Origin of the sequence: Arenimonas sp., from assembly GCF_019459675.1 — a bacterium.
In the GTDB taxonomy this organism is placed as follows: domain Bacteria; phylum Pseudomonadota; class Gammaproteobacteria; order Xanthomonadales; family Xanthomonadaceae; genus Arenimonas.
In genome coordinates, this window is the sequence record NZ_JAIBFH010000316.1 from 1 (window position 1) to 11,419 (window position 11,419).

Annotated in this window: 10 protein-coding genes; 4 read left to right on the forward strand and 6 right to left on the reverse strand. The window is 69.1% G+C overall.

What is annotated here, in order from left to right; translation table 11 throughout:
• Window positions 1–101: 101 nt before the first annotated feature.
• Window positions 102–1,190 carry a ribonuclease D gene (gene rnd / locus K0M70_RS10705; protein WP_290781853.1) on the reverse strand — a complete coding sequence of 363 codons (1,089 nt, stop codon included), beginning with the start codon at window positions 1,188–1,190 and terminating at the stop codon, window positions 102–104.
• 88 nt (window positions 1,191–1,278) lie between these two features.
• Between rnd and K0M70_RS10710 the strand changes: the two genes are divergently transcribed.
• Window positions 1,279–3,177 carry a formylglycine-generating enzyme family protein gene (locus tag K0M70_RS10710; protein ID WP_290781854.1) on the forward strand — a complete coding sequence of 633 codons (1,899 nt, stop codon included), beginning with the start codon at window positions 1,279–1,281 and terminating at the stop codon, window positions 3,175–3,177.
• Window positions 3,178–3,184: 7 nt separating this feature from the next.
• On the opposite strand, the gene K0M70_RS10715 is transcribed toward K0M70_RS10710, so the two are convergent.
• From K0M70_RS10715 to gluQRS, 3 genes are all read right to left on the reverse strand, one after another.
• Window positions 3,185–3,931: a beta-ketoacyl-ACP reductase gene (locus K0M70_RS10715; protein ID WP_290781855.1), complete on the reverse strand. Its 747-nt coding sequence runs from the start codon at window positions 3,929–3,931 to the stop codon at window positions 3,185–3,187.
• Window positions 3,932–3,939: 8 nt separating this feature from the next.
• Window positions 3,940–4,461, reverse strand: coding sequence for a polyhydroxyalkanoate synthesis repressor PhaR (gene phaR / locus K0M70_RS10720; protein ID WP_290781856.1), 522 nt, complete (start codon window positions 4,459–4,461; stop codon window positions 3,940–3,942).
• Window positions 4,462–4,564: 103 nt separating this feature from the next.
• Window positions 4,565–5,470, reverse strand: coding sequence for a tRNA glutamyl-Q(34) synthetase GluQRS (gene gluQRS / locus K0M70_RS10725; protein ID WP_290781857.1), 906 nt, complete (start codon window positions 5,468–5,470; stop codon window positions 4,565–4,567).
• Between the two features lie 84 nt (window positions 5,471–5,554).
• Between gluQRS and htpX the strand changes: the two genes are divergently transcribed.
• Window positions 5,555–6,454 (forward strand): protease HtpX, encoded by a 900-nt coding sequence (gene htpX / locus K0M70_RS10730; RefSeq protein WP_290781858.1) that lies wholly within the window; start codon window positions 5,555–5,557, stop codon window positions 6,452–6,454.
• A gap of 89 nt (window positions 6,455–6,543) precedes the next feature.
• Here the strand turns inward: htpX and K0M70_RS10735 are convergent, their stop codons facing one another.
• Both K0M70_RS10735 and epmB read right to left on the reverse strand, forming a co-directional pair.
• Window positions 6,544–8,619, reverse strand: a complete 2,076-nt coding sequence (locus K0M70_RS10735) for an EAL domain-containing protein (protein WP_290781859.1) — start codon at window positions 8,617–8,619, stop codon at window positions 6,544–6,546.
• Between the two features lie 76 nt (window positions 8,620–8,695).
• Entirely contained in the window at window positions 8,696–9,718 is a 1,023-nt protein-coding gene (gene epmB, locus K0M70_RS10740; RefSeq protein WP_290781860.1) for an EF-P beta-lysylation protein EpmB, read from the reverse strand.
• Window positions 9,719–9,819: 101 nt separating this feature from the next.
• Here epmB and efp point away from each other — a divergent pair, with 101 nt between their 5' ends.
• Together efp and K0M70_RS10750 are read left to right on the forward strand one after the other, a co-directional pair.
• Window positions 9,820–10,386 (forward strand): elongation factor P, encoded by a 567-nt coding sequence (efp, locus tag K0M70_RS10745; RefSeq protein ID WP_290781861.1) that lies wholly within the window; start codon window positions 9,820–9,822, stop codon window positions 10,384–10,386.
• Window positions 10,387–10,390: 4 nt separating this feature from the next.
• A partial coding sequence (locus K0M70_RS10750; RefSeq protein ID WP_290781862.1) for an amidohydrolase family protein occupies window positions 10,391–11,419 on the forward strand: 1,029 nt, incomplete at its 3' end.

The following is an 11,419-nucleotide window of genomic DNA, read 5'->3' on the forward strand; positions in this document are numbered from 1 at the left end:
GATCGAACCCACGACCTCATCGATGCGAACGATGCGCTCTCCCAGCTGAGCTACCCCCCCACAGAAGGTCCGCGAATTATACGGATGCCCTGCGCCCGTGGCTAGCGGTTGGGCAAAAACGGAGCCAGGGCAGGTTCCAGCAGCTCCCGGCGCCATCCGGCCAGGGCGTCCGGCCAGCCGCGGCCCTCCAGCAGCGCCTCGAGGTGGCGTCGGGCGCAGAGCAGCCCTTCGGGCAGGCCGTTGGCCTGTGCGACCGTCACCACCGCTTCCTGCATGGCCTTCAGCGTCTGCTTGTCGTAGGCGTCGGGGCGCTGCAGCGGGATCTGGCGATCGGCGTCGGAAAGCGGCGCTTCCAGCACCGCCCACAGTTCCGCCCGCGACTTCCGGGGCGACTTGGGGTGGCGATCAAGCACGGCGTTGAATTCAGCGAAGTCGCGCGGCGGGCGGCGGGCCAGGGCCACCGCCAGCTCGTTGTCGATGATCCAGCTCTTGGGCTTGTCGCTGCGGCGCGCTTCGATGTCGCGCCAGCGCAGCACGCGGCACAGCCGCACCTGCCCCTCGGCGTCCAGGCCCTGTGCGCTGCGCACCGACAGGTGGGGCCACGGCTCCTCGCCCTCCTGGGCGGCGCCGCGCAGCGATCGCTCGGCGTCCGCGTTCAGCCAGTCGTGCCGGCCCAGCTCGCCCAGCTTCTGGTCCAGCAGGGCATGCACGGCATGCAGGTGCAGCACGTCGTCGGCGGCGTACTGCAGCTGCGAATCGCTCAGCGGCCGGCGCAGCCAGTCCGAGCGCGTCTCGCCCTTGGCCAGCACCACGCCGGTGACCTGTTCCACCAGCTTCTGGTAGCCCAGGCCAGCGCCGAGCCCGATCAGGGCGGCGGCCACCTGGGTGTCGAACAGCGGGGCGGGCAGGGCGGCGCAGCCGCGCATCAGGGCCTGCAGGTCCTCGCTGGCGCTGTGCATGAGTTTGGTCACGGCCGTATCCACCAGCAGGGGCCGCAGCGCGTCGTCCATGCCGGGCACCAGGGGGTCCACCAACAGAATGTCGCCCGGTACCGCCAGCTGCACCAGGGCGAGCTGCGGGTAGTAGGTGCGTTCGCGGATGAATTCGGTGTCCAGGGCCACGAGGGGCTCGCCGGCCCAGCGGGCCAGGCGTTCGGACAGGGCTTGCGGGGTATCGATCCAGAGGCTCAAGAGGATGGCTGCAGTTGGCGGAAGCCGGCACCTTAGCCCAACTTCGGCCCGCCCATGTCGTTTCAGCCTCCGGTACCATCGGCAGCAGATGACCCTGAACACCCGAATCGCGATGCTGATCCTGCTGCTGGCCGGCGCCCTGCTGGCCGGCTGCGGTGGCCGCGTGGACGGTGACCCGGAGGGCGATACGCCGGCACCGGAAACCGTCGATCCGGCGGAGCTTGAGGCCGATGTCGAGGTTGAGCCGGTGGCACCGGCGGCCGAGGTGTTGCCGTGGACCCCGGTGATCGAGGCCGTGCCCGCCGAAGAGTTCAACGCGACCCTGCGCGCGGCGGCGCAGGCCGTGGAAGCGGGCCAGCTGCTCACGCCCGACGTGCCCGCCCTTCCGGCTGAATCGGACGAGGCAGCCCCGCCCGGCCCCGGCGCCGGTGCGCTGGAGCTGTATCTGGGGGTACTCGCCACCGACCCGTCCCAGGCCAAGGCGGTGGCGGGCGTGGACGCCATCGTCGACCTGCTGCTGGTGCAGGGCCGCGCCGCGCTGGCCGAGGGCCGGGTGGACGAGGGGCAGCGGATAGAGCGCGTCATCGCGCGCGCCAGCCCGCAGCATGAAGGCCTGGCCTCGTATCGCCAGGCAATCGAAGCCGCCATCCGCGCCCAGGCCCTGGTGCGCCGGGGCGAAGCGCGCTTCGCCGCCGGGCGTATCTTCAAGCCCGAGGGCAAGGGCGCGGTAATGGCTTTCCGCGAGGCGCTGCAGGCCTATCCCGATTTCATTCCCGCCAACGACGGGCTGACGCGGCTGCAGGCCGACCATCTCAACCGCGCGCTGTCGGCGGCCCAGGAGGGCGACTACGCCGGCTCGGAGCGGCTGCAGGCCGACGCCGCCCGCATCGTTCCCGCGTCCCCGGCGCTGCAGGACATGGCGGCCCGCATCGTCGAGCTGCGCCAGGCGCGCACCGAACAGCTGCTCGAGCAGGGCCATGCGGCGGTGGATGCGCTGGACCTTGAGCTGGCCGCCGGCCGGTTGGCGCAGGCCGAGCGCGTTTCACTGCAGGCCCGCGGCCTGGACGCGCTCAGCGAGCGCATCGAACTGGCGCGTCACTACGGCCGCTTCCGCCCGGGGCAGGTATTCCGCGAAACGCTGGCTGCCGGCGGCGAAGGGCCTGAGATGGTGGTGCTGCCGCACGGCGAGTACCTCATGGGTTCGCCCGAGGACGAGGCGGGACGGCAGGACAACGAAGGTCCGCGCCATGCCGTGGTCTTTCAGCGCGGCCTGGCCATGGCGCGCAACGAAACCACGGTCGCCGAATTCGCACAGTTCGTCGAAGCCACCGGCTACCGCAGCCTGGCCACCCGCCGCGGCCGCTCGACGGTTTACGACGAGCGCGGCGGCGCGATGAGCGAACACTCCGGCGTGGACTGGCGCCGCGACCACGCCGGCAACCCGGCCGGCCCCACGCTGCCGGTGGTGCACGTGGCGTTCGAGGACGCGGAAGCCTACGTGGCCTGGCTGTCGGCCCAGACCGGCGGGCGCTACCGCCTGCCCAGCGAAGCCGAGTTCGAATATGCGCTGCGAGGTGGCCGCACCGAGGCCTACGCCTGGGGCGACGGCGCGCCCACCCGCGTGATGGGCAACCTGACGGGCGACGGCGACCAGTCGCGCCTCAAGCGCCGCTGGTCCAACGCCATCCCGGGCTACAGCGATGGCCACTGGGGTCCGGCACCGGTGCGCAGCTATCCGGCCGAGCCCTTGGGCACTTTCGATTTGGTCGGCAACGTCTCGGAGTGGGTACAGGACTGCTGGCACGACAGCTACCGCCGCGCTCCCGCCGACGGCACGGCCTGGGTGAACCCGGGCTGCGAGGAGCGCGTGATCCGCGGCGCCTCGTGGGCCAGCACGCTCGACCGCGCGCGTTCTGCCTACCGCCAGTCCGCGTCGGCCACCACCACGCATGCGCGCCTGGGGCTGCGGGTGGTGCGCGACCTTTGAGCCGCGCTCAGAAGCTGATGAACAGGCCGCCGTTCACCGGCAGGTTGACGCCGGTGAGGTAGCCCGCGTCCTCGTGGCACAGGAACACCACCGCGCGCGCCACGTCCGCCGCTTCGCCGATGCGTCCGGTGGGCACCATCGCCAGCACCTGCTGCTTCACGTCCTCGGGAATGGCGGCGGTCATCGCGGTGCGGATGTAGCCCGGGCTGACCGAGTTCACGGTGACGCCCTTGCGCGCCACTTCCCGCGCCAGCGCCATGGTGAAACCGTGCATGCCGGCCTTGGCCGCCGCGTAGTTGGTCTGGCCGAACTGTCCGGTCTGGCCGTTCACCGAACTGATGTTGACGATGCGGCCGTACCCGCGTTCGCACATGCCTTCGGCCAGCAGCTTGCAAAGAGTGAAGACGCTGTCGAGATTCACCGACAGCACCTGGTCCCACTGGTCACGGCTCATCTTGCGCAGCACCGCGTCGCGGGTGATGCCGGCGCCGTTCACCAGCACGTCCACCGGGCCATGGCTGGCGCTGATGGCGGCGATCGCGCGCTCACAGCCGGCCGGGTCGGTGACATCCATGGCCACGAAGCTGACGTCGTGGCCCTGCATGGCGAGGGCGAAATCCTGCTGGCGCGCGTCGTCGCCCGGGAGGTCGGCGGCGACGACCCGCAGGCCGGCCGCGGCGAGCTGGCGGCAGGTTTCGCGGCCGATGCCGCCGGTGCCGCCGGTGACCAGCGCCACGCGGCGCTTTCCAGCCATGCCCTGGCTCACTGCGATTTCGCCTTGCTGCCCGCCTTCGAGCCGGCCTTGGTGCCGCGCGCCTTCACCGCGCGCGCTTTGGCCGCCGGCGGGGCGCCTCCGCCCAGGCCCTGCTGGAACGAACGCCACAGTTCCATGTTGCGTTCGGCCACCGAGTTGAGCAGCGTCCACGGCGCCTGGCCGACGAGGCTGCCGATCTGGCCGCGGAACTGCTGCTGCTGGTCGAGGAAGAACTGCAGGCTGCGCTCCAGGAAGCTGCCCATCACGCCCTGCAGCGAATCGCCGCGGAAGCGGATCACCTGCGTCAGCATTTCTGCGCTGAAGATCGGCTGCCCGTGTTCTTCATGTTCGGCGATGATCTGCATCAGCACGCTGCGCGTAAGGTCATTGCCCGACTTGGCATCGCGCACGATGAACTCTTCGCGGTCCACGATCAGCTGGCGAACGTCTTCCAAAGTGATGTAGCTCGATATCTCCGTGTCGTACAGCCGGCGATTCGGGTACTTCTTGATGATGCGGACCTGCGGCATTTAGGGCACCGGTAAGTTCGCGCCGACGCGGCGACGATGGGGCATGAAGCATCCCCCAGCGCGGCTCGGCGTGCAAGCAAGCGCGGCCGCTTGCCGGCACGGCTTACGTTGGGCCGGCAGCCCCGCTAACAGGTGCATCGATGGTGGCGTGAAGAACCCGGGGTATGCGCTGTGGATCGAAGTGCGCGAGTGCTCTCACCAGCGCGGACTCCACCGGGCCGGCGTCGTCGAACGGCCGCCCCGTCTGGCCCAGGAATCGCCAGGCCGCCAGCAGCGCCGGCTTTGGCGCGGCGGGGTCCACCGGGATCGAGGCGAGCGATTTGCCCAGTTTTTTGCCCTGCGCGTCCACCAGCAGCGGCAGGTGCGCGTAGGCAGGCGTGGGCAGGCCGAGCTGGCGCTGGAGGAAAATCTGCCGGGGCGTGGAGTCCAGCAGGTCGGCGCCGCGCACTACGTCGGTGATGCCCTGCGCGGCGTCGTCCACCACCACGGCCAGTTGATAGGCCCAGGGCCCGTCGGCCCGACGCAGCACGAAATCGCCCACCTCGGTGGCCAGCGACTGCGCCTGCGGGCCCTGTAGCCCGTCGTCGAATCCAAGCACCGTATCGGGAACCCTCAGGCGGATGGCCGCGGGGCGCTGGCGGTTGCCGGCCACGCAGTGGCGGTGGATGCCGCCGGTGGCGGCCAGGTCGCTGCGGCTGCAGCGGCATTCAAAGGCCAGTCCCGCCGCCAGCAGCGGCTCAAGGGCGGCGGCATAGGCGTCGCCGCGCCGGCTCTGCCAAAGCACCGGTGCGTCGGACGTCATGCCGAAGGCGGCCAGGGTCTGGATCTGCCGTTCAGCGGCGCCGGGAACTTCACGCGGCGGATCGAGGTCTTCCATACGCACCAGCCAATCCCCGCCGCGGCGTCGGGCCATCAGCCAGCTGCCCACCGCGGCCACCAGCGAACCCAGGTGCAGGGCGCCGGTGGGCGAAGGGGCGAAACGTCCTCGCGGGCTTGGATTGGGGGTCATGGCGACTTGAAATTCACCCTGCCAGCGTACATTTAACCCCACGGCTGCGGAATCGCAGCGTTCTCAACCCCAGGAAAACCCGTCATGTTCAAGCGCATCGCTCTGTTCCTCGCCACCAACCTGGCCGTCATGGTCCTGCTGGGCGTCGTGTTGAGCGTCCTCCAGGGCGTGTTCGGCGTCACGCTGGGCAACAACGGCACGCTGCTGCTGTTCGCGGCCATGTTCGGCTTCGGCGGTTCGCTGATATCGCTGGCCGTTTCCAAGTGGATGGCCAAGCGCGCCACCGGCATGCAGCTGATCACCCAGCCGCGCAATGAAGCCGAGACCTGGCTTTACAACACCGTGCGCCGCCAGGCCGAAGCGGCCGGCATCAAGATTCCGGAAGTGGGTATCTACGACGCGCCCGAGATCAATGCCTTCGCCACCGGCCCCAGCCGCAACAATTCGCTGGTGGCGGTGTCCACCGGCCTGCTGCGGGCCATGAACCGCGACGAGGCCGAGGCCGTGCTGGCGCACGAAGTCAGCCACGTGGCCAATGGCGACATGGTGACGATGGCGCTGATCCAGGGCGTGCTGAACACCTTCGTCATCTTCATGGCGCGCATCGTGGGACGCATCATTGATTCGTGGCTCACCGGCAACCGCGAGGGCGGCGGCATCGCCTACTACGCCATCGTGTTCGTGCTGGACATGGTGTTTGGCGTGCTGGCGTCCATCATCGCGATGTGGTTCAGCCGCTGGCGCGAATTCCGCGCCGATGCCGGCGGCGCCAACCTGGCGGGCCGCGAGAAGATGATCGCCGCGCTGCAGAAGCTGGCCAGCACCTACGGCCAGAGCACGCTGCCCAGCCAGGTGCGCGCGTTCGGCATCTCGGGCAGCGTGGGCGGCGGCTTCAAGCGCCTGTTCATGAGCCACCCGCCGCTGGCCGAGCGCATCCAGGCCCTGCGCGACGCCCCGGCCAGCTCGGCCACGGTCCGCACCTGAGGCGCGCCGTTGCCTGATGTGAAAAGCCCGCCGAATGGCGGGCTTTTCTTTGGTTCGACTGCCAGGCCAAGGGGCCGACGCCCCTGGCTTCAACCGAAGTCGTAGTTCATCGTCGGCCCGGGCGCCGCCAGGAAGTTGCCTTCCACGAAGTCCATGCCCATCGAGAACAGCACGCTCATGGTGGCGGCGTCGGACACGAACTCCGCCACCGTCTGTTTGCCGGCGGCGTGGGCCTTGCTGACGATGTCGCGCACCTGCTGCTGCATCTCGGCGTTCTTGCCCATCTCGGTGATGAAGCCGCGGTCGATCTTCAGGATGGCGGGGTCGAAGTGGCTGAGCATCTGGAACGAGTTCAGGCCGGTGCCGAACTGCTCCAGCGCCACCCGGCAGCCCAGGGCCGCCACGGCCGCCTGGAAGGCCTGGACCGCCTTGAGGTGGGTGAACACCTTCGATTCGGGGATCTGCAGCACCAGCCGGTCGCCGGGAACGGCGTGCGCGGCCAGCTGCTCGGCGATGAAGCCTTCCAGCCCGCCTTCCACCAGCGAAGCCGGCGTGACTTTCACGAACAGGTTGGTGTGCTTGCCCGCCTTCATCCGCTCGCCGATGACGGCCACGGCGCGCTTGATCACCCAGCGGTCGATGTCGTCCAGCAGGCCGTGCTCTTCGGCGATGGCCAGGTAGGTCAGCGGCGGGATGACTTCGCCGCCCGGGCCCTTCATGCGCAGGTAGACGTCGTAGTTCTCTTCCTCGGCACCGGTCAGGCTGATGATCGGCTGGTAGTGCAGGGTGAACTGGTCGCCGGCCAGCGCCTCGCGGATACGTACCACCCAGGCCTGGATGCGCTCTTCCTCGGCGCGATCGCGCGCGGCCGGGTCGAAGATCTCCACCCGGTTGCCGCCCATGCCCACGCAGGACGCCAGGCACTGGCTGGATTTGCTCATCACCTGGGAAACGCTGGCGATGCGCTCGCCCACCTGCACGCCGCCGATGCTGACGCTGGGGTTCACCGAACGCTCGCCCAGGTCGAGGATGTGGCCATGGAAGGCCTCGCGGATGCGCTCGGCCTGCGCCAGGCTGGCCTTGTGGTCGTGGCCCAGGCACAGCACCGCGAAGCCGTGGTCACTCAGGCGGGCGGCCAGGGTGTCGGCGTCCAGGGCGCCCTGGAGGCGCTCGGCGAAGCCCTTGATCAGGTCGTCGGCCGAGGCCAGGCCGATCTCGCCCACCATGTTTTCGTAATGGTCGGGCTCCACCAGCAGGAAGGCCTGCTGGCCCTTGCCGTCGGCTGCCTTGACCACGGCGGCTTCCAGCTCGGTCATGAAGTACTGGCGATTGAACAGCCCGGTCAGCGAGTCGCGCTGGCGCAGGGTGTCCAGCTCCTTGACCATATCGGCGTCCACGGTCTGCTGGCGGAACACGATCTGCAGGCAGGACTCGCCTTCATACGTGGCGCTGGTGAACTCCATCACCGCATCGAAGGTGCTGCCGTCGGCGCGCTGCGCCTGCAGGTCGAGCTGGCGCGGCGGCGTTTCGCCCTTGGAAATCTTCTTGAGCACCTGCTTAAACAGGTCGGCATGCTTGGCGTCGATCAGGTCCAGCACCGAAAGGCCCTCGATCTCGTCGAAGTCCTCGAAGCCGAACATTTCCAGGTAGGCGTCGTTCGCCCGGATGTGCATGCCTTCGTGCACGTAGGCGATGGGATCGCGCGACGAGGCAATCAGCGCGTCGCAGCGGCGTTCGGTTTCGCGCAGGGAGGCCTCGAGGTGGCGCAGGGCGCGGCGCGCAAGCAGGGCGGCAAACTCATTGCGCACCACCGCCTGCACGTGCTCGGGGCGGGTGCGCAGGGCAATGTCGCGGGTGCCGGCGGCCAGCGCGTCCATCACGGTTTTTTCGTCCAGCACCGCGGTGGACGCCACGATCGGAATGTCCTTGCCGGTGGCCGTGACGCGCTGCACCACCGTGGCCAGCGGCAGGTAGTTGGCGTTGGCCGCCGCCAGCACCAGGTCGATGCTCTGGGACTCGAGCAGGCGAATCAGGTCGCTCTCGTCCTCGGGGCGCTGCGGACGCACGGCGATACCGCCGTTGCGAAGCAGGCTGATCAAATGCTCGGCGTCTTCGGTTTGGTCTTCGACCAGGAGCAGGCGGAGGACGGCGTCCTGCTGTGCCATGGAGGGGTGTCCTTTTTATTCAAAGACTTGCAGGGGGGATTGAAACAATACCAAAAGTGCACGGGGGAAAACCATTTCAGGCCGGCAGTTTCGCCGGCGCTCCGGCGACCTCCCGGACCAGGCGCGGCACCAGATAGCCTGGGAGGCGGGCCGACAGCATTTCGTGAAGCTGCTTCGCCTCGTCCACCGGCACTTCAAAATGGGCGCTTCCGGCCACCCGGTCCAGCAGGTGCAGGTAGTACGGCAGCACCCCGGCGTCGAACAGTCGGTCAGAAAGATCGGCCAGCGCAGGCACTGAATCATTCACTCCGCGCAGCAGCACCGCCTGGTTGAGCACGGTGGCGCCGGCGTCGCGCAGCCGCGCCACGGCTCGTGCCACCGATTCGTCGATTTCGTTGGCGTGGTTGGCGTGGATCACCACGACCACGCGCTGGGGCAGGGCCGACAGCCAGGCCAGCAGTTCCGCGTCCACCCGCTCGGGCAGCACCACCGGCAGGCGGGTATGCAGGCGCAGCCGGCGCACGTGGGGCAGGCGGGCCAGGGCGTCGGTGAACTCGGCCAGCTTGGGGGTGGACAGGGACAGCGGGTCGCCGCCCGAAAGGAGGACTTCGCTGATGCTGGGGTCCGCGGCCAGGTAGTCCAGCGACTCGCGCCACTGGCCGGCGGCCGCGGTCTGTTCGCCGTAGGGGAAATGCCTGCGGAAGCAGTAACGGCAGTGGATGGCGCAGCTGCCGGTGGCCACCAGCAGGGCCCGACCCTCGTACTTGTGCAGGATGCCGGCGCCGCCGCTGGCGTCCAGGTCACCGACCGCGTCCAGGTCGAAGCCCGGCACCACCCGGTCCTCTTCGTCCAGCGGCAGCACCTGGCGCAGCAGCGGATCGTCGGGGTCGCCGTGGCGCATGCGCGCGGCGAAACCGCGCGGCACGCGCATCGCGAACTGGATCGAAGCGGTGGCCGACACGCGCGACGCCAGCTGCGGCAGGCCCAGCAGGTCCAGCAGTTCGGCGGGCTCGCGGATGGCGTCGCGCCACAGCTGCTGCCAGCGGACCGGGGCGTGGCGCGGTTCTTGCTGCGATGAGGGGGGTTGGGCGGTTATCATGTCGGGCTAGGACGGGGCCCCCGGGGGCCCGCAGAATCCCCCATTGTAGCCGCGCCGCCGCCCTTGTCCGGGGTGGCCCGGCCTTTCACCCAGGAGCAAGCATGGCCAGCTACGGCATGAACGACGTCAAAAACGGCCTCAAGATCATCGTCAACGGCGAGCCGTGCGTGATCACCGACACCGAGTACGTCAAGCCCGGCAAGGGCCAGGCCTTCACCCGCATCAAGTACCGCTTCATCAAGTCCGGCCGCACGGTCGAACTCACCATGAAGGCCACCGACAGCCTGGAAGCGGCCGACGTGATGGACACCGACATGCAGTTCCTCTACACCGACGGCGAGTACTGGCACTTCATGCAGGCCGAAAGCTTCGAGCAGGTGCAGTGCGACGCGGCCGGCGTGGGCGACACCAAGAACTACCTCAAGGGCGAAGAGCCCTGCGTGGTGACGCTGTGGAACGGCACCCCGATCGCGGTGCAGGCGCCCAACTTCGTCGAGCTCAAGATCGTCGAGACCGATCCGGGCGTGCGCGGCGACACCTCGGGCGGCGGCGGCAAGCCGGCCAAGCTCGAAACCGGCGCCGTGGTGCGCGTGCCGCTGTTCGTCAACCAGGACGAGATCATCAGGGTCGACACCCGCTCCGGCGAGTACGTCGGCCGGGTGAAGTAACCGCATGCCGGCCACGGCGGTGCCCCAGGCCTGCGACCTGCTGATCGAAGCGGGCTGGGTGGTGCCGGTAGAGCCGCACGGCGTGGTGCTGGAAGACCACGCGGTGGCGGTCAGTGCCGGCGTGATCGTGGCGGTGCTGCCGCGGGCCGAGGCCCGCGCGCGGTTCCAGGCCGCGCAAGTGGTGAGCCGCCCGGGCGCGGTGCTGGTGCCGGGCCTGGTGAACGCCCACTGCCACAACCCGATGACGCTGCTGCGCGGCGTAGCCGATGACCTGCCGCTGATGACCTGGCTGCAGCAGCACATCTGGCCGATCGAAGGCCAGGTGATCGGGCCGGAATTCGTGGCCGACGGCATCGAGCTGGCGGTGGCCGAGATGGTGCGCGGCGGCACCACCGCCTGCGCCGAGAACTACTTCTTTCCCGACGTGCAGGCGGCCACGTATTCGCGCCTGGGCTTCCGCGCGCTGGTGGGCCTGCCGGTCATCGATTTCCCGACCGCCTGGGCCCGCACCCAGGACGAGTACTTCGAGAAAGGCCTGGAAGTGCACGACAACTGGCGGCGCAACCCGCTGGTGACCACCTGTTTCGTGCCGCACGCGCCGTACACGGTGAACGACGCCGCGTTCGAACGCATCCGCATGCTGTCCGACCAGCTCGACCTGGTGGTGCACTGCCATATCCACGAAACCGCGCACGAGAACACCGAGGCGATCAAGCAGCACGGTTCACGGCAGCTGGCGCGCCTGGACCGCCTGGGCCTGGTGAACGACCGCTTGATGGCCGTGCACATGACTGACCTGAGCGACGCCGAGATCGCCCTGTGCGCCGAGCGCGGCGTGTCGGTGGTGCACTGCCCGGAATCCAACCTCAAGCTGGCCTCGGGCTTCTGCCCCACCCACAAGCTGCAGCAGGCGGGCGTCAATCTGGCGTTGGGTACCGACGGTTGCCCCAGCAACAACGACCTGGACATGTACGGCGAAATGCGCAGCGCGGCGCAGCTGGCCAAGGGCGTCTCGGGCGCCGCCTCCGCCCTC